The sequence below is a fragment of the Bradyrhizobium sp. USDA 10063 genome (genome assembly GCF_054063735.1).
On sequence record NZ_JBSSGP010000002.1, the window covers coordinates 8,481,942 to 8,500,425 of the forward strand.

General features: G+C 58.6%; 13 protein-coding genes and 1 pseudogene. 13 read left to right on the forward strand and 1 reads right to left on the reverse strand.

Features of this window, described 5'->3' with window-relative positions; genetic code table 11:
- Positions 1–561 precede the first annotated feature (561 nt).
- Entirely contained in the window at positions 562–768 is a 207-nt protein-coding gene (locus ACVJGD_RS41715) for a hypothetical protein (RefSeq protein ID WP_456639530.1), read from the forward strand.
- A gap of 469 nt (positions 769–1,237) precedes the next feature.
- Positions 1,238–3,064 carry a glutamine--fructose-6-phosphate transaminase (isomerizing) gene (gene glmS / locus ACVJGD_RS41720; protein ID WP_456639531.1) on the forward strand — a complete coding sequence of 609 codons (1,827 nt, stop codon included), beginning with the start codon at positions 1,238–1,240 and terminating at the stop codon, positions 3,062–3,064.
- A 518-nt stretch (positions 3,065–3,582) separates the two neighbouring features.
- Here glmS and ACVJGD_RS41725 read toward each other — a convergent pair.
- A pseudogene (locus ACVJGD_RS41725) lies at positions 3,583–4,157 on the reverse strand (recombinase family protein).
- Positions 4,158–4,611: 454 nt separating this feature from the next.
- On the opposite strand from ACVJGD_RS41725, the gene ACVJGD_RS41730 reads away from it, so the two are divergent.
- The 11 genes from ACVJGD_RS41730 (at position 4,612) to ACVJGD_RS41780 (ending at position 18,217) form a co-directional block, all read left to right on the forward strand.
- Entirely contained in the window at positions 4,612–4,809 is a 198-nt protein-coding gene (locus ACVJGD_RS41730) for a hypothetical protein (protein ID WP_456639532.1), read from the forward strand.
- A 517-nt stretch (positions 4,810–5,326) separates the two neighbouring features.
- Complete coding sequence (locus ACVJGD_RS41735) at positions 5,327–6,559, forward strand: ABC transporter substrate-binding protein (RefSeq protein ID WP_456639533.1); 1,233 nt, start codon at positions 5,327–5,329, stop codon at positions 6,557–6,559.
- A gap of 183 nt (positions 6,560–6,742) precedes the next feature.
- Positions 6,743–7,096, forward strand: a complete 354-nt coding sequence (locus ACVJGD_RS41740) for a hypothetical protein (protein ID WP_456639534.1) — start codon at positions 6,743–6,745, stop codon at positions 7,094–7,096.
- Positions 7,097–7,447: 351 nt separating this feature from the next.
- Positions 7,448–8,335 carry a DMT family transporter gene (locus ACVJGD_RS41745; RefSeq protein WP_456639535.1) on the forward strand — a complete coding sequence of 296 codons (888 nt, stop codon included), beginning with the start codon at positions 7,448–7,450 and terminating at the stop codon, positions 8,333–8,335.
- 954 nt (positions 8,336–9,289) lie between these two features.
- A complete protein-coding gene (locus ACVJGD_RS41750) occupies positions 9,290–10,015 on the forward strand; it encodes a hypothetical protein (RefSeq protein ID WP_456639536.1) in 726 nt (241 codons plus the stop codon).
- A gap of 248 nt (positions 10,016–10,263) precedes the next feature.
- Positions 10,264–11,526, forward strand: a complete 1,263-nt coding sequence (locus ACVJGD_RS41755; protein ID WP_456639537.1) for a lysine N(6)-hydroxylase/L-ornithine N(5)-oxygenase family protein — start codon at positions 10,264–10,266, stop codon at positions 11,524–11,526.
- Positions 11,526–13,418, forward strand: a complete 1,893-nt coding sequence (locus ACVJGD_RS41760; RefSeq protein WP_456639538.1) for a class I tRNA ligase family protein — start codon at positions 11,526–11,528, stop codon at positions 13,416–13,418. Before ACVJGD_RS41755 ends, ACVJGD_RS41760 begins: the two co-directional genes overlap by 1 nt.
- On the forward strand, positions 13,415–14,653 hold the full coding sequence (locus ACVJGD_RS41765; protein WP_456639539.1) for an ATP-grasp domain-containing protein: 1,239 nt from the start codon (positions 13,415–13,417) through the stop codon (positions 14,651–14,653). Before ACVJGD_RS41760 ends, ACVJGD_RS41765 begins: the two co-directional genes overlap by 4 nt.
- A gap of 3 nt (positions 14,654–14,656) precedes the next feature.
- Entirely contained in the window at positions 14,657–15,853 is a 1,197-nt protein-coding gene (locus ACVJGD_RS41770; RefSeq protein WP_456639540.1) for a saccharopine dehydrogenase C-terminal domain-containing protein, read from the forward strand.
- On the forward strand, positions 15,783–17,018 hold the full coding sequence (locus ACVJGD_RS41775) for an ATP-grasp domain-containing protein (protein WP_456639541.1): 1,236 nt from the start codon (positions 15,783–15,785) through the stop codon (positions 17,016–17,018). Before ACVJGD_RS41770 ends, ACVJGD_RS41775 begins: the two co-directional genes overlap by 71 nt.
- Positions 17,018–18,217, forward strand: coding sequence for an MFS transporter (locus ACVJGD_RS41780; protein WP_456639542.1), 1,200 nt, complete (start codon positions 17,018–17,020; stop codon positions 18,215–18,217). The genes ACVJGD_RS41775 and ACVJGD_RS41780 overlap by 1 nt, the downstream gene beginning before the upstream one ends.
- The last annotated feature ends 267 nt before the right edge of the window (positions 18,218–18,484 follow it).

An 18,484-nucleotide genomic window follows, 5' to 3' on the forward strand; every position in this document is an offset into this window, starting at 1 on the left:
CCCGGATTAGGACCTCGTATTCCTTCCCACCTTGCGGGCGGTTGCACGAACGACGGCCAATACCAGCTTCCGGAAGGTGCCGATTAGAGCTCCGTCCGCTAACGGGGCGCGCAACCTGGCCAGGCAATCGAGCACCGTTAAGACCACGAACGGGAGGAAAGCACGTTACAAACGTTCGTATGCTTCTCCAAACCCTTTCGATATCGAAGGCTTACCTCCGTACAATTGAACCATCAATCCCAATAGCTTTAACTTCGTCTCCCAATGCGACTAGCAGCGGTCGGAGCGCCACTCAAGATCACTCCCGCACGAAATCCTATCCGATATGGCACATGCCGCCCACTCATCGCTGAGCTGTTGCAACACCGCGGACTGCTGTCCGACCAACACCAAGCGTGTAAGCGGCAGGATCTGCGCGAGACGAGAAGAAGACAGGAAGTACGCCTCTTTCCATTTGAAAAGGTGGAACGGAAGTCTTGACGGCAGGAATCATCGTTTGACTTCAGCGCGCAATGAGTCGAACTCCCGAGACCATGTCCGTTTCGCATTGGGAAACGCTGCATGAAGGGTCGTCGCGCTCAATGGCAAAACATCGTTCAGGCGAACCTTCTGGCTGCAGATTGTGAGCCGATCGGCGAAGGCTATCTGCGAGACTTCAGGATACGGCTGACCGTGACGCCAACCGCTATGCGCTTCCGGTGGCGGCGCAGCAGCACTTTCTTGAGAAACGGGCCGGAGCGTCATGAATGGCTCTCGGCGCAGGACTAAGATGAGCTGACCGACGATCATGAAGTTCTATCGCAGGACGCCATATGGTCCGTCGACCTGCATCGACGATTGTCGATCCCCAGTGTCAGGCGACTTGGCAGATACATCCACGCAGCAGTCCGACTGCGACTGCAAGTGCCATCGTGGTGACTGGGACGAAGAGTCTCTTCGTGACGTGCTTCTTGTCACAAGCGACCGTGGACTCCCACCTGATGACTTGACCCACGTCGAAACCGTCACCTCGTTCTGCCGCGCATTCCATCGTGCTCGCCAACGCCGCCGTGCGGTTGGGCAAACTGATGATGGCTGAAACCTTTAAGACCTCGCTCACGCTGGTGTATGTGGTGAGACAATTGCCCCAACTGCGAATCCCAGAATCCACGATCTGCCTTCAGACGAGTGCATTTCGTGAAGCGAGTTCTGCAGTGTTGAAGATTACATACCTTGATGCTGGGATGCATTGATCGGCATGTGCGGAATTGTCGGCATATTAGGGCGTGGTCCGGTCGCCGAGCAGCTGGTCGATGCACTCAAACGATTGGAATATCGCGGCTACGACTCCGCAGGTGTCGCGACGCTTGAGGGCGATCGTCTTGTACGCCGCCGCGCCAAGGGCAAGCTGAAGAATCTCGAGGCGCGGCTGCGCGTCGATCCGCTGTCAGGTCATACCGGTATTGGTCATACGCGCTGGGCCACCCATGGCAAGCCGACCGAGGTTAACGCCCATCCGCATGCGACGGACAATGTCGCGGTCGTTCATAACGGGATCATCGAAAATTTCCGCGAGCTACGCGCCGAGCTGGAGCAGAAGGGCGCTAATTTCGTTTCCGATACCGATACCGAGGTGGTGGCGCATCTCGTCGAATCTTATTTGAAGATTGGCTACTCACCGCAGGACGCGGTGAAAGCGTCGCTTCCGCGCCTGCGCGGTGCCTTCGCGCTAGCACTCCTGTTCAAAAGCCACGACGATTTCTTGATCGGCGCCCGCCAGGGTTCGCCGCTTGCGATCGGGCATGGCGACGGCGAAATGTATTTTGGATCCGATGCTATCGCGCTCGCGCCCTTCACCGACACCATCACTTATCTTGAAGACGGCGACTGGGCCGTGCTTACCCGCTCGATGGGCGTCATCTATGATTCGGATGGTGCTATCGCCCACCGGCAAACGCTGAATTCCAGCGCGTCGTCGCACTTGGTTGACAAGGCGAATTATCGCCACTTCATGGCCAAGGAAATTCACGAACAGCCGCAAGCCGTCGGGCAGACGCTGGCGCATTATGTCGATATGGCCGGCGAGCGCATCGCGCTGCCGTTCAAACTGCCATTCGACTTTAATGCCATTCAGCGCATCTCGATCATAGCTTGCGGTACGGCAAGCTATGCCGGCCACGTCGCCAAGTACTGGTTCGAGCGGCTGGCGCGCGTGCCGGTCGAGTTCGATGTCGCTTCCGAATTCCGCTACCGCGAGGCGCCTTTGCGGAAAGGGAATCTTGCGATTTTCATCTCGCAGTCAGGTGAGACCGCCGACACGCTGGCCGCGTTGCGCTACGCCAAGGCGCAGGGTCTGCACACGGTCTCCGTGGTCAACGTGCCGACGTCGACGATTGCGCGCGAGAGCGAAACCGTGTTGCCGACGCTGGCGGGGCCGGAAATCGGCGTCGCCTCGACCAAAGCCTTCACCTGCCAACTGATGGTGATGGCCGCGCTTGCGGTCGCAGCAGGCAAAGGACGCGGAGAATTGTCCGGCGTCGATGAATTCAAGCTCGTGCGTGAGCTGATCGAAGTTCCTCGGCTGATTGCCGCGGCGTTGGCGATCGAGCCACAGATCGAGAAACTCGCGCGCGACATCGCCAAATCGCGGGCCGTGCTCTATCTCGGTCGTGGCACGTCGTTTCCCTTGGCGCTGGAGGGCGCGCTGAAGCTGAAGGAAATCTCTTATATCCACGCACAGGGGTATGCTGCCGGTGAGCTCAAGCACGGCCCAATTGCGCTGATCGACGACACCATGCCGGTGGTGGTGATCGCGCCTTACGACCGGCTTTTCGAAAAGATCGTCTCGAACATGCAGGAAGTCGCCGCTCGTGGTGGCAACATTATCCTGATGACCGACGCGACGGGCGCTCGGGAAGCGACGGTGGACACGCTCATGACCATTGTGCTGCCAGACATGACTGCAACCTTTACACCCATGATCTATGCCGTCCCGGTGCAGCTTTTGGCCTACCATACGTCCGTCGCAATGGGCACGGACGTCGATCAACCACGCAATCTCGCGAAATCGGTCACCGTTGAGTAGGCGGAACAGGACCAAAGTCGGGCGGCGTGGCGTTCCGGCCAGTAGGCCGTCGTGTTTAGTTATGTCCGTTCTGCGAAAGCCCAACCGAGCAGATCCTCAATCTCGCTCCTGTCAAGCTTGATCCCGATCGTCACGACGTAGTCGTCCCCTCATTCAGGCTCGGATCGCGTGAGGTTCGGCAGTTTGCCCGCAATGGGTATCTCTCGAAACCCCTGACAATCGTATTTGCGGCGGGCCGTGTACTGTTAGAACTCAACCACGGATGAGCAAAGTTCGTCCACCAACTTGAAGCCCTGGTTTTCTCGGTCAATGCTGGAGGAGCGAGACTTTGCGAACGCAAAGGGACCTAAGCGATTCCATCGCTACTGGAAATCGTGGCATCTGCGAAGCGCTTCCGTTCCTCGAGATACGTGCGTACGCACTCGAAATAACCTTCGGCGCGCGCAATTCGGCCTTTAGCCCCGCTGAGACTGCGCTCTGAACGGAATCTAGATAGAAAGTCTTGGCACGTGCCGCTCTCAGTCGTCGCCGAGCAGGGAATGCGAACGCGCCCCGATTTGTCCCGCCCGACGCACCTTGTGAGCGTTGTCCTCACGATAGAGTTGTCCGACCAGGCCGCGAACGGCGGTCATCATAGTGTTAACGACGCCTTCGTGAACCGACGAGATCTCGATCCCGAGAAAAAATAGCCGTTTATGGGTACCTGCGAGATCTTCCATGTCGCGAGAGAGGCGATCGAGCCCTTCGACGATTACTACGTCAAAGATCTCCCCCGCGCCTGGTCTAACATCCGCAGAAGGCCTTCGCGTCCCATGACGGAGCCGCCTGAACGCACCCGATCTTCGTAGGTGCTGACAACGGTTAAGCCTTCGCGCTCGCCATTGCTTTGACAAAGTGAAAGCTGATCTTCAATCGAACGCTCATTCTGAAGATCGGTTGAGAATCGAGCATACTCGTCGCTTTCCTTGTCTCTTCGATTGTCGAGCTCTCTTTCATAATCTTCCCTCGCGGCCAGACGAGCAAGTCCGCGCACACGTAAGGTCGCCTTGTCTGGATTCGTCTGCAAGGACAGTTCGCGATGCGCGTCCCGCACGATCGAACCTCTAGGTCATCGCGCAACTCAACGAGATGTACGCGCCTGCGCTGGCGCCATCCGATTGCGCGCTTCGGAATTGCGCGGCCTGCGTCGACTGAATGTCGATCTTACCAAACGCGAAATTCAGTCCGCGAGCGCGCCGACGAATCAATCAACTCGATCGGTGCGCGCAAGTGGCAGCGATGGCTATTCTAACGTCACAAACTTGTATGTAAGCTTTGCGAAGCGTGACACACCCTCTGCACTATTTGGTCCAGCGGTGCCAGCTCCATGGGGAAGAACGGCAATAGTGCACAAGTGCAAGGGAAACCAGAGATGGCAGGTCAGCACTCTCGCATCAGCGTAACCAGTAAATCTTCGATTCTCCAATCAAGACCAGACGACTCGTTCAAACCAAACTCGATCGTGCATGGTGCGGCCATACGTGCAAAGGCGCTATAGGCGCGTACTCATGAATTTCGGCCGTATCCGCTTTGCCTTTAAAGCGCGTTTGTCGGGATTGGCACCTTGGGAACAGCAATCATTGGGATCACATTTTTTTGGTGAGAGTGCGAATCTTGGTCGCCTGAGTGCCTTTTTGTTGGTCGTCATCGGCCTGATCGGCCTAATGCTCTTTTCCGAATATCATCACCGGCATGACTACGTCTGAAATCGAAGCCTTACTGAGACTTTGTCTTCAAAACGTGGTCTCTCCAGAAATCAAAACAGCGCGCGAGCGAGATAGCTTGTCTCTGGGCGCCGCTACGCCAGGGCTGCTTCACAGCTTGAGGCTGTAGTCTGCGAGCGCCTGGTGCAGGCGGCTGCGGCCCTTGCACGAGACTGTCGCACCTGGTCGGCTATAGATTTGAAGCCAGCCCTCATCAGACGTCAGCGCCGGAGCCAGGCGCTCAGGGTGCAGGTCCGGCTGGCCTCGGCTGCAATGTCGACGTCCCGCTATCTGGGAGCGCCCCTACCAGATTCAGGAGGCGATCAGCCTAACGCGTGGCGTTATGCTGGCGCCACTCGGATTTAGGCATCTGTCTCAGTCTTTGAGCAGTTCTATACGATCCGGTTTGCCGTGAACTATCCCATCAACTGACCCGCGCTCTTGAAGCTCTGATCGGTTGGCCGCCCGCCACAACAATGAGATCCCAGATATCCGCGGGGTATCAGGAGGAAAGAAGTATATGAGACTGTCGGCTGCCTATGTCGCCGTCATGGCAATCCACTTGGGTGCAACACCGTTTGCCGCGCCGACGCCCGTCGTGGCACAGGAAATTTCAGGGGACGTCATCAAGATTGGCGTCATGAACGACCAGACTGGCCCCTATTCTGACAATTGCGGGCCAGGTTCGGTTGTTGCCGCGCGATTAGCCATTAGCGACTTTAGTGGGGCTATCAACGGTAAGAAGATCGAGCTCATCGTGGCTGACGATCAGAACAAGTCAGACATCGGCGTCGCCATTGCGTTGCGCTGGCTGGACAACGAGGGGGTTGACGCGATCGTCGGCTGTTCTGCGTCGTCAATCGCCCTCGGTGTGCAAGACCTCATGAAGAACCGGAAGAAGCCATATCTTTTGGCTGGTACGGCGGCCTCGATACTCACCAATGAAAAATGCTCTCCAATGACAACGCAGTGGGCGATGGATACCTATGCGCTGGCCAAGGCGACGGTGAAATCGCTGATGGCTCGGAGACTGGATAGCTGGTTCTTTGTCACCGTCGACTACTCCTTCGGCAAAGTCTGGCAGGCCGATGCGACGAACTTTATCAAGTCCGATGGCGGCAAAGTCGTCGGATCCATCCTGCATCCACTCAATTCCTCCGATTTCTCGTCCGCTCTCCTGACAGCCCAATCGAGCGGTGCAAAGGTCATCGCATTAGCCAATTCGGGGGCGGACGTTGCCAACGCTCTGAAGCAGGCTCAGGAATTCGGGCTCGCGCAGAAGCAGCAGCTTGCCCCACTCGGGTTGATGATCAGTCAGACGCACGGCATCGGCCTGCAGGCGCTACAGAATGTGCATCTGACCATCTCGTTTTACTGGGATATGACGAACGAGACGCGGGCCTTCGCGAACCGTTACAAGGTGGCGTTCGATGGCCGGATGCCAAACGAGGCGCACGCGAGCACCTACAGTGCCGTCACGCACTATCTCAAGGCGATTGCCGCGACACAGACCGACGAAGGCGAGGCGGTGGTGCGACAGATGAAGAGCTCGCCCATCAACGATTTTGAGATGAAGAATGTTAGCATCCGCGCCGACGGTCAGGTCATGCGGCCACTCTACGCCGCGCGCATAAAGGCGCCGGCCGAGTCGAAATATCCTTATGACTACTACGAGATCATGGGGGCTATTCCGGCCAAGGATGCTTGGAGGCCAGCCGCGGAGAGCGCCTGCAATCTCCTGAAGACGCAGTAAGCGGACCGGCGGGCCGGCCCGACCTTCACTGTCTCGCGTGGCCTAGTCCTCGCGAGATGATGTGAAGTAAGCGTAACTGAAACCCCGCTGAGGCGGCTCCAAGCAAGCAGGATATCGACGACAGCCGCCCAGTTGGGTCGAAGGTCCGGTAAGTTAGGCACAGACAATCGTGGGACGATTCTAATGAGTGATCTTGTTGTGATCGCGTTTCCATCGGAAGCAAAAGCGGAAGACGTGCAACATTTGACCGATGTCGGTATTGACGACAGGTGGATGAAGGCGACCGCCGCGGCCATTGAATCTGGAAGGCAGCGCTCTTTGCGTTGGTGCGCAAGGTCACCGCTGATAAGTTGCTTGAGAGCCTTAAAGGTGAGGGGCGGGACGCCCCTAGAAACCCCTCTCGATCACACCAAGGAGGCCGGCACTGCAAGCGGCCCTGGCTGGCGTCCAAGCCGCCATTCCTTCGCCGCCGAATCCTTAGAACATATGACGAAAGGCTCGGCCAATCTTGGATGGGCAGCGCATGGTAACGTCTGACTGATCAGTCATATGAAGCAGATCACCGAGGTCACGTCGGAGACTGCTGCTTGCGCAGCAGCCGTTTACCTTGATCGTCGTCACCTTTATCGCCGACTTCCTCCTGAATCTCAGCCATTGCCCATTCGCTGATCGCACGCGCGATCAACCCAGCTCTTGAGTAAGCCCTATCTAACGTTAGCAGCGTGGCTCTGTAGCTCGCAGACCTGGCGTCATCCAGAAGTCGCTGCTTTCCGCAGGAAGCTGATTCAACGTCGTCGTGCCCACCATGGCCGGGGTCCCTACACGGCCGCGTGATTTCATGCAGGAACCCGGATGGCAAACACCCTGATGCAAGCGTAAAGCGGTCGGATGAGCTCGCCCGGTCTTTTCATACCCATTCTTTGCGGAACACTCGCGGCGGTCAGCTGGAGCATCGGCAACGTTCTGTCCAAGGCCGCGCTCTGCTGCATCGAACCGCTCTCGCTTCTGACAGGGCAGTTGGCTGTTAGTGCCGCGAGCCTGACCGCGCTATCCATCTGGTCAGGAGCGCCGCCTCGCTTGAGCGATTGGCGTGCCGGCCTTCCCGGCATTCTGCAGCCGGCACTTGCGTCTGGTTTGTCCATCTTCGGCCTGACGATGCTGCCGGCGTCAGTAGAAGCGATGCTGTTCGCCGTTGAAACGCCAATGATCATACTCCTTGCATGGTTGATACTTGGCGAGATCCCCAACCGTGTTATCGGCTTGCTCTGCTTGTTGGCCGTTTCCGGAGTCGGCCTTTTGAGCTGGACCTCTGAATCTGATCCTCACGCGACGCGGGGCCTGGGAGTCGCTCTCGTTCTCGCCGGTGTTCTATTCGCCTCGCTCTACAGCATCGCAGTCCGTTTGATGTCGCATAGCATCGATGCATTGCGCCTTACGACGGCAAGCCAGATTGTTGCGTTTGCAGTAGTCGTATTTGTGTGGATTGGCATTCGTCCAATGCCGACGCTCTCTCTGATCATCGCCGATATTGTTCCGGTGGTCGCATCCGGATTGCTGCTTCTTTCAATCCCATTTCTCCTCTACGGGGTTGCGCTGGAGCGAATGAGCGCGACCGCCGCCGCGCTGCTGCTGCCGCTAGTTCCCATGTTTACATCTATTTTCGCATCCCTTTTTCTTCAGGAAACCCTGACCGCAACACAGTGGCTCGGGGCCATCGCGGTACTTGTATCGGCGCTTGGAATGCCCTTGGCCTGGCGTTCCCAACCACACGCATGAATTGGATCAATCTGGCGCAGGCGACGTTGCCTAACCCAGGCCAGTTTCGCAATGAGTCGGTGTCCGCGCTCTTTCAGAGGGCTGCCGACGTGGCTGGCTTCCGCACGCGCAACAAGAAGAATCTTCAGTTGCAGACTTGCTATGTCAGTACAAGGAAATCGTTCGCTTTGCCTCCGGATACCGATCGTGGTCGATGAACTCTCCGATATCGAGTAGCTGCGGAGCCTGTTGTTGAACCGGTGCTCACCCGCTGACGGGGCGCAAGTTCAGGTGCCGCGACGCAAGCACTGTCGCGGTGGGTCCGCGGGAACCAGGTATGAAACATTTAGGGTCCGGCCGAACGTGAGAAACGTCTCCTCAGCCCTCACCGATGTCGGCCCGGCTGCTGCGAAGACTTCGGGCAAGGCGGGATACTCCGGCCACGAGCTGGGCTGCTCTGTCAGCCCCGATCGCGTCAAGAGACCAGAATGCTGGAGGCGCTGGCAAGCGTTGGGTGCTGGGCGGCAACGAGTTTTGAAGCTTCCCGAACAAGTCGCTTCAAGACACGTTCGCAGATCTTCTGTCGCCGGAAATACATTCGCGACTTCTCGCGTCGTGAGTGAGCGCCAAATGGCGCACCGTGACTGCCAGCAAATGAATCATAGCGCAGTATGAGTCGGCTGCATTCATTCTTCGAGCCATGAAGGGCAGTTATCACCGCGCTTTCCGGCGGCGGCTTAAGCGATCGCACATCATATCGGGAGCTGGTCCGATCGACACGCGCACTGTGCGAGATCGCACGACTTCTGTCTGCTTTGAGACAGCTGACGTTAGCTACCAATCGTTCTGGCGAAATAACGCCTTGAGGCGCGTTGGTCGCAGTCGGCATGGCGCTTGCTACTGAGATACGGCAAACACGGGCCACATCTCTGTGCTGTAGCTCAATATCATTGATGATACAAACGGGAGACTTCAGTGATTGCGCCGCTTCGACGAAAATGGAGTCCGGCAGACCTATTTAGCGATCTGACTCCGGTGATGTTCACCGCCGAAGCATCAGTTCTGCGCGCACGCCGGAACAAGTTGTGGCCGGAACTCTACACGGAATATGACGCGCGGCATCTGAAAAAGGAACTGTTGACCCGTAATCTGATCACGACCGAGGAAGCCGCGGCATTTTTTGATGCCTGGGCCGCGGACGAAGAGCGTCACACCGATGGTTTCATTCAAGTCATGAAACTCGTCGCGGACGAGTCCGAGAAGGATCTCTGGGAGAGATTGGAGGCTCGACCACATAATTTTAGTTCAATAGATGGGTATCTGAAAGACGAATTCTCGCTGATGGTTATGATCGCTTTTGATGAAATGTGCACCTGCCGCGCCTATGCCGCCGATAGAAGTTTTTATGCCGGACTGGGTAGCAATCAATTTCTTCGTTGGCTGAGGGAAGTAACTGTGGACGAGGCGGTTCACTCGATAAACGCGGTGAATGTTATTCGCGCCCGCTACCACGATCGCATCCACGACGTCGGTGTGATCCTCGAAAGTCTACCGAGCAGTGTCGCCGACGAGTCGTGCTACCGCGGCACCTTTGTTCTGGATTATTTCGGTGAGAAGTATACCAACGAGATGCTTGCCAATTGCCGTGCGGTGATCATGAAGAACGTCGCCGTACCGTGCGATACCCCAGGAAGGGAGTGACCCACAACCGACGGCGCTGCTGCTGCGGAATGCCGGCGTGGGGTTGCCAAGGCCGGTTGCCTGCTCCTACGTGCCAGCAGCGGCGCAGTCACCACCACCATCACGACCCTCATCGCAGCAGGTTCTGGCAGCATGGGAATGAAACCAAGGGAGCAGTCAGATTGAGCGCACGAGACAGAGGTCATCGCCGCGTCGAACTGAAGCTTGAAGGGACGAACCATTTGTGTTGCTGATGAAGGCCTCGTCGCATGTATGACGTAATTGGTATCGGAATTGGTCCGTTTAATCTCAGCCTTGCCGCTCTCATAAAACCGACCGGACTACGGTGTCTGTTCATTGACGATAAGCCGAGTTTTGCCTGGCACGCCGGAATGGCATTTTCGAGCGCTAGGTTACAAGTGTCACATCTCAAAGACTGTGTGTCGCTCGTAGACCCAACCAGTTCGTTTTCATTTCTCAACTTTTTGCTGCAAAATGGCCGGCTCCACGCATTCGTCAATCGACGGTCCGGCGGGGTCTCTCGCAAGGAGTTTGCTCAGTATTACGCCTGGGTGGCAGACCAGCTTCCGTATCTTAGATTTGGGCAAAAGGCACTGGATGTGCACCCCGAAATATCACATTTCCGTATCACCACCGGTGAGGCGGACTATCGGGCCCGACATGTCGTACTTGGGGTTGGAATCCGTCCCGACGTGCCCGATTGCGTGCGGCCCTTGTTGGGCGAACGCGTTTATCACGTAGCAGACTATCTGAATAGGGCGCCACCGGCCGCAGGAGAACGAATCTTGCTCGTCGGCGGAGGTCAAAGCGGCAGCGAGGTGATGGAACAGCTGCTCGCGGGCCCACCCCTGAATCAGATACTTTGGGTTACGCCGCAGGACAATCTTGAACCGATGGATGACTGCGCATTCACCAACGAGTATTACACGCCTGCCTATTTCCGCCACTTTCAAGCTCGGGCGCTCTCACGTCGGCGCGAATGGGTGGAGGATAACAGGCTGAGCAGCGACGGCGTGGCGCTGGATCTCGCAAATCAGCTGTTCTACCAAATCTATGAACGTCGCTTCGTCGAGAGTGAGAACAACGGCGTCCGGTTGATCGTCGGTGCTTGCCTCGAAGGCCTGCGGCAGAACGGAGCGGGGTTCGAAGCTACCCTCAAGTGTACCCAGACCGCTGCAACGCACAGGGCGCCGGTCGACTGTGTGATCTTGGCCACCGGTTTTGTTCCCAACACGCCGCCATTCCTCGACCGCATCATGCAGCTGGCCTGCATTGAGGATAGTTTGCCTAGGATCAGAGCGGACTGTTCGCTCGAAAGCCGGATAGCCCTGCCAGGCAAGATCTACTTGCAGAACAGAACACGCATTCAGCATGGTTTGCAGAACGCGAATCTGTCGCTCGTCGCCTATCGCAACGCAACGATCGTCAACAGCATCATGGGAAAGGAGTTCTATCCGGTGGACATGGATCTACCGATTTTGTCGCGCGTGGCTGAACTGGAGGAAGAGTGATGAGAAAGCTGCGCGATAACATCGTGGCACGCAATTTTAGGGCCTCTAAGTTCGCTCTCGAGAGTGGCGAGTCCACGCCTTTAGGCTGCCATGCCGACAATGAGATGTTGGTCGTGTTCTCCGGCACCGGCGAGCTCACCTATGGCGACGGGTCGCTCTCCACCACGCTGCTCAGCCCCGGAGACATGCTGCTGATGTCTCCCTTCACCGCCCATCGAATCAAGAACAATGGGGCTAAACCCCTGGTCATGGGAAATGTGTGGTGGGAAGACCAGCAGACCGTTGAGGAAAGCGTCAAAGCACCCGTCAGGACGCCACGTACGCGCCTCGTTGTGCCGAGCTTTACGACACCCAACGGGCGTATGCATCTTGGCCATCTGGCGGGGCCAGTCGTCGCCGCCGACGTATTTACGCGGGCCCAAAAGACGCTCAGGATCGACTGTTACCAGCTTTGTGGGACATTGGGTTTTCAGACGCATGTGGCGATCACCGCTGCGCGCGAAGGGCGGAGCTACCGCGAAACCTCGCGAGCCTACTCGGATGATTTCCTCGCTAATTACCGTCTGCTGGGGGTAGACTTCGATGTGTTCGCGACGCTCGACGAATTGCCCCGTTTCGAACGGGTCGCTCGCGAGTTCTTAACCGCGCTAGACGCCGGCGGCCATCTTATCGAGAAAACCGCCCTCGTTCCGTATTGTGAGCACGGGCACGGATACTTGTTCGAAGCCAATGTGCGCGGCTTCTGTCCGCACTGCGGCGAAGGGATCAGCTCGGAATGCGAGAACTGCGGGCTGTTCGTGCCGGATGAAGAGCTGGTGGATCCGGTCTGTAATCACTGCAACCGGCTGGCAGCGTGGCGGCCGCTGAAGCGCATGTTCGTGCCGTTGGAGCCGCATCGCGCCGTACTCGAGCGGTACCTAATGTCGGGGGCCTACGTCGGCAAAATGGCGGATTTCGTCGCCCGGGTGTTGCAGCATAAGCTGCCGAACGTTCCGCTCGGAATCTGTTCATCGGACGGACTTGCTCTCCCGTTGCGCGGGCAAGAGGACCAGAAGCTCTATTCGGCCGTCGAGCTCGTCCCCCGCCTCTTGACGGCACAGGATATTCTTGTCTCCCGTGCGGGGCTCGGCTCGGACGAGGTCGAGCTTGCGCTCTTCTTTGGCTCCGACAACGCGTATCTGCGCTGCGTCACCTTCCCAATCCTGCTCCACCTGCATGACGCCGGCAGGTTTCGCATCGTGGGATTTTTTGGCAACGAATTCTACCAGCTTGACGGCCGCAAGCTCTCCACCTCGCGGGGCCATGTCATCTACGCCGATGATCTCACCCGCCGGGGAATTTCCCCCGACTGGCTGCGCCTATATGTTTGCCATACGCGCCCAGCGGTTGCCCCAACGAGCTTTAGCTTTCCCGAAGCCTTCGATTGGGTCGAACGGCGCCGCAGCCGACTCGCATCCGTCATTCATCAAATCAGCCACGCGGTCGAAACGCGTCACCGCGGGACGGTGCCGGAAGCCGGCACTTGGGAACGCTCGCATCGCGCATTCTATCAGCAGCTTTGCGAGCGTCAGCAAGAGGGCTGGCGGCTATTCTTGGTCGAAGGATTCGACCCGCGGCAGATCGCGGAGCTAATCGACCGCTTGCTTCACGACCTTGATGGATTCGCGATAGAATCGCTGGACCCGCGCTATCACCCCAGCATCGAGCGCACCGCCTGCGCACTCAGCGTTGCCGGCTTGCGGCTGTGGGCGACGCTTGCCTGGCCGATGATGCCCGGGCTCTGCACCGCACTCCTGGCGCGCCTCGGCATCCGGCATGCGCCATCTCTGAGCCGCGTCTTGCAATGGGTTCCGGCCGGGCGTTCCTTCGACACCAGAGGCTGGGCCGCATGACCAAGTTTCTTCTCTATATCAATTATCGCCGGCTCATACGAGAAAGCATTCGTGCATTCGAAGCGGCGCATCGGCTCGGATACCGCGTCGCTGTGCTCGGTCAGCCGCTGCCGCCTGAGCTTGCCTGCTACGTCGACGAGTGGCGCCAATGCAATCCCGCGAGCCTTGGCTCGCTCGAGGGCGCCGTCGAGGAGCTCAGAAACTGCATCCAAATTGCCGGTGTAGTCTGCTTTACGGAAACTGCTGTCGAAGCCTGCGCCATCGTTGCCGCGAAATTGGGGCTGCCCGGGTTGCCGCACGCATCCGTATCGGCGGTGCGGGACAAATCGATACTGCGCGGGCGAACCCAGCCGGTTTCCGGCCTCACGTACCGCCTTTTGCAGAACGATAGCGATCTAAAAGACTTCATCCGCTTGGCGGGGCTCCCGGTCGTCGTGAAACCGGTGAATGCCTCGGGCAGCACCGGAATCTATCTCATTCGCGAGTCTGCCGACTTGGACGTCTTTCATTCCACCAGCAACAAGATCGGCAATCCGACGTACGACCCGACTTTGCGCCGGGAAACGCTCACGTTCCTGGCCGAACGTTACATCGGCGGGCAGGAGGTAAGTGTGGAAGGATACGTCTCCCACGGTGAAGTCACCATTGTCGGAATCACGCACAAGCTCACCTCGGATCCCTATTGCCTGGAGATACAGCATATTTTCCCTGCCGACCTCGACGGTGAGATGCGTAACATGATTGAAAAAACGGCCAAAGACTACGTGCTGGCGCTGCGCCTCGACAATGCATCCTTCCACCTCGAAGGCAAGTACGACGGCCCCCAGTTCACGCTCATTGAGGTCGCTGCCCGGCCGGGCGGGGATTACATCGCGTCGCATCTTGTCCCGCTTGCGTTGGGCTATGACTTCTACGAAAATCTTGCTCGCATCGCGGTGGGCAGGGCGCCTCTGCCCCCTCCCGCGCCGCAGCGGGTGGCGGGAATCCATTACGTCTTGGCCAAACACGAGGGGCGGCTGATCGGCTACCGCGGCCTCGAGGCGGTTCTTGATCACCCTTGGGTCGAGCAGGCGATCCTCGAAACGTCGGTCGGTACACACATTGTGCTCCCGCCGAACGATTTCCGGCTTCAACGTCTGATCGCGGTGATCAGCACCGCGCCGAGCCAAGCATTGCTCGCGAAACACCTCGATTGGGTATCTAAGACGATCACCCCGGTCTTTGCCCGCAGTTGAAACATGCAGGCGGACGTCATAGGCGCTGGTGCGATGGGTAGGGGAATGGCGGCGCTGCTGCGCGAAGCCTTCCCGCGGTGGACGGTCCGTCTCATCGATCGCGATATGAGGGCGCTCGCGGCTGCGCGCGAGACATGGAAATGTGAGATCTTGTGCACCGACCAGCCGCAGCAGGCAGAACTCGCCCCCATCGTGGTCTGTGCCGCCACTTGGCCGGTCGCACTGGGCGTGATCGAGAGCCTAGCGAGCCGCGCTGCACGTGGTTTGCTCGTGAGCATCAGCCGGCCTACTGCCGAGGACGTACAACGCGTACAGCAGGCGCTGATCCAAGCTCCACGTCTTGCGGCGGTTCTGCCCTGCGGGCTGGAACCGGGGCTGACGGAGATCCTGGCCGGCTACCTGCTGGAATCCGCTGAGGAGGTGCAGTCTCTTCGTATCTGCTGCGGAGGAATCGTCGTACCACGCCCGGCTAATCCTCTCGGCTACAAACGGCTCTTCGGCACTTCCCACCTCCCCCTCGCCAAGCGCGACGCCTATTGCATCCGCGATGGCGCCCTCTGCGTCGTTCCCCGGTTTTCCGATGTTCAACAGCTCGCTTGGCCGGGCATCGGGGTGCTCGAGCACTGGCATGACGGGATGCAGCCGCGGCTCTCGGAGCATCCGAAATTGTCGCGGCCAGGTGTCGATGTCGACCAACGCACATTGCGTTGGACCAGATATGTCGAACTGGTCGCATTGCTCCATCAACTCGGCGTCTTGGCCGAGGATGCCGTGGACGAAAATACGGGCCTCACTCCAAAGCAGCTTTTCGAGCGGGCCACCCAGCGCACTTTCGGTTTGGCGGAGAACGAACAGACAAAGACGCTTCTGGCAATCGATCTCGCCGGAAGCCGGCACGGGCGCCCCTCTGTGCAGAGTTTGCGGCTCACCTTCACCGACCGGCCCGATGTGCGCTCGATGGCCCTGGCCACCTGTTTGCCCGTCGTGTTCCTCGTCAACTGGCTGACGGGTAGCGGAAAAGCCGTTGGCGGACTCCACTATCCGGAGACCATTATCACCCCGCAGATGGCGCCAGTCATGCTCGACTGGCTCGGGCGTCGAGGTGTCGAGATAACAATGGACAGATGCGATGACGATGCGCCAGAACGAACTGCTGGTCTTGGGCGGAGTGAGCGAGATTCAGTCCCGCCACCTCTATGATCAGGCACGGGCGCAAGGGTTGCGGGTGGTGTTGACGGACACGCCCAAGCGTCTCGAACAGGCCAGTCAATTGCATGATCTCGCAGACGAGGTCCATCCCCTCGACTTCGAGGATGTGAGCGCCTGTCTCATGTGGGTTGGCAGATATTCCCGACGGGAGCTTCTTGCCGGAGTATTCAGCTTCAAAGAAAAAGCGCAGCCGGCGATCGCCGCGCTCGTTCGTCGCTTTGGATTCAAGGGCCCCAGCGAGCGTGCGCATGAGTGCACCACCAACAAGTTTGTCTGCCGCGAGACGTTACGGGCGGCCGGATTTGCCCAGCCGGAATCCAGGCTGTGCCGATCCGGCGAGGCGATCGATCAGGCGTTTGCCGAGCTCTCGCGCCGGCATCGCAAGCTCATTCTTAAGCCGATGATCGGGTACGGCAGCGAGAACGTCTTTCTGCTGGATAGCGCGGCGGCTCTTGCCACTGCGCTTGCGCAAGTCAGGCCGGCAAGCGAACGGCCCTTCCTGCTTGAATCGTTCGTCCAGGGCCGGGAGTTCAGCGCGGAGGGTTTGTGTGTCCGTGGCTTGCCGATGGTCTTGAGCTTGACGCAGAAATATTTGATCGGCGGTCGCAATTTCGTCGAGTGCGGCCATGTCGCGCCGGCTGATCTTGCGCCTGCTTTGCGTGAGCGCGCGATCACCTTCGTGCAGAGCGCCGTGCATGCCGTCGGTCTGACTTTCGGCATGTTTCATGCGGAGTTCTGGGCTTGCGATACCGGCGAGATCGTCATGGGGGAAATTCACTCCCGTCCCGGCGGCGATTACATTACGCACCTGACGCAGCACGTGACCGGGATCGCTTATTACGGCAGTGTGTTTGCCCAGATGCTGTGCGCTGACGCTGGCGTGGTGAGGCTTCCTGCGGCCAACTGCAGCGCCGCTGGCATCCGATACTTCGTGCCGCCCGCCGGCAGGGTGAAGGAAATCACCGGATATGATCGTCTGCCCGAAATGCCAGGCTATGCCGGTGCCGCACTGTCGATCAAGGTCGGTGACACCGTGATGCCCGTCCGCCACTCGTTCGACCGCGTTGGTCATGTCCTTGCCACCGGGGCGAGCGCCACCGAAGTCAAGCACCGGCTCGAGCGCATGATCATGGCGGTCGCCATCACCGTTCAGTGATGAAAAGCCTGCGCGCAACCATGCCCCGACTGAACCCCGCGCAGCGTATGTTCTGGAACGTGTTCGCTCAGAACTTTCTCAACAATTACGGCTACTTTGCGCCGCTCTCCGCACTCGGCCTCTATTTCCTCGACCGATCGCTCTCGGCGGCTCAGGTCGGTACTCTGTTGCTGCTCCTGTCCGTTTCGGGACGAGCCTCACGCGCCTTGTTCGCTCCACTGCTGGACCGCATTCCCACGCGCCATGCCTTGACGACAACCTATCTCATGATGGGGGCGGGCTATATCATCGTGGCGGAGAGCTCCGCGTTCGTCGGGGCCGCGCTAGGACTGTTTCTGGTCGGCACCGCTTACGGATCCTGCAGCTTGCTGCTGCGCGTGATTGCGGTCCGCCTGTGCCAGGGTCAATCTCTCCGTTTGATGCTGGTGAAGCTCGCCGTTGGGACGAATATCGCTGCCACGCTCGGACCGTTGCTCTCAAGCCTGCTGTACGTGCAAATGGCACCAAATGCCCCCTTCCTCGTCACCGGCTTGGTGATGGTCGCGGGTGGCTTGGTCTACCATGCCTTTTTGGGGAACGGGCTGCCGGCACTAGATCGCGGCGGCAACTGGTGGAAGTCGCTGGCGTACAGCGCAAAACGGTCCGACCTCCGCTTGGTATTCGTCGCGACTGCCTTCACGTGGTTCGCCCTGGCGCAGATTTTTTCATTTGCGCCGATCGTACTAGGCCGCTTGCTGGCCGGCCCGGAAATCGTTTGGACGATTGCCGCCCTCAATGCCGCCTTGGTGGTCGGGGCATCGATGCCGCTGATGAAGAGGCTCGAGCGCGCGCATGTCGGCGCTGTCGAGTCGCTGATCTTGTCGGCGGTCCTGGTCCTGGCGTGTTTCGCGCTGCTATCAGCGTTCGTGAACCTGTTCACGCTCTACCTCGCCGTCGCATTGTTGACGGTCGTGGAGATTATCGCCCTGCCATCGTTGTCGGTGTTGCTTGTCCAAAATACCCCGGGAAGGGATCACCTCGCCTTGCTAGGCATCAACGCCGTCGGTATGGGTCTGGGAGAAGCACTCGGCAACTTTGTTGGCGCTGTGCTCGGCGGCGCGGAGGTTCACAACACGTTCGTCTTCGTAGGAATTGCCGCCCTTTATGGCCTGGGCGCGATTTGGCTGCACCGTTTTCGAAGCAAGATGCTGGCATGGTAGCCGGAAGGCCACGTAGGATGGCCGCATCATCGATGAGATGACTGTCGTCCACAGAGGGAATACGACATCGAGCCACGGCGTAAGCGGGAGCATTGGGCGCACGATGCTCACGAACGACCGTCAAATCCATCATCTGGTCATCCGGCAATAACGCTTTGCAAAAAACTATAAAAAGCCCACAATTTCGAGGAGTCCTTCAGCTTCAGCCGGGAGACTTCTATGCCACTCGATACCGCACCGAGCGATCCTACCCCGATCCCTTATGAC

Coding starts and splice junctions, on each gene's coding strand:
- ACVJGD_RS41715 (WP_456639530.1), top strand. CDS start 562: ATGAAGGGTCGTCGCGCTCAATGGCAAAACATCGTTCAGGCGAACCTT.
- glmS (WP_456639531.1), top strand. CDS start 1,238: ATGTGCGGAATTGTCGGCATATTAGGGCGTGGTCCGGTCGCCGAGCAG.
- ACVJGD_RS41730 (WP_456639532.1), top strand. CDS start 4,612: ATGAATTTCGGCCGTATCCGCTTTGCCTTTAAAGCGCGTTTGTCGGGA.
- ACVJGD_RS41735 (WP_456639533.1), top strand. CDS start 5,327: ATGAGACTGTCGGCTGCCTATGTCGCCGTCATGGCAATCCACTTGGGT.
- ACVJGD_RS41740 (WP_456639534.1), top strand. CDS start 6,743: ATGAGTGATCTTGTTGTGATCGCGTTTCCATCGGAAGCAAAAGCGGAA.
- ACVJGD_RS41745 (WP_456639535.1), top strand. CDS start 7,448: ATGAGCTCGCCCGGTCTTTTCATACCCATTCTTTGCGGAACACTCGCG.
- ACVJGD_RS41755 (WP_456639537.1), top strand. CDS start 10,264: ATGTATGACGTAATTGGTATCGGAATTGGTCCGTTTAATCTCAGCCTT.
- ACVJGD_RS41760 (WP_456639538.1), top strand. CDS start 11,526: ATGAGAAAGCTGCGCGATAACATCGTGGCACGCAATTTTAGGGCCTCT.
- ACVJGD_RS41765 (WP_456639539.1), top strand. CDS start 13,415: ATGACCAAGTTTCTTCTCTATATCAATTATCGCCGGCTCATACGAGAA.
- ACVJGD_RS41770 (WP_456639540.1), top strand. CDS start 14,657: ATGCAGGCGGACGTCATAGGCGCTGGTGCGATGGGTAGGGGAATGGCG.
- ACVJGD_RS41775 (WP_456639541.1), top strand. CDS start 15,783: ATGACGATGCGCCAGAACGAACTGCTGGTCTTGGGCGGAGTGAGCGAG.
- ACVJGD_RS41780 (WP_456639542.1), top strand. CDS start 17,018: ATGAAAAGCCTGCGCGCAACCATGCCCCGACTGAACCCCGCGCAGCGT.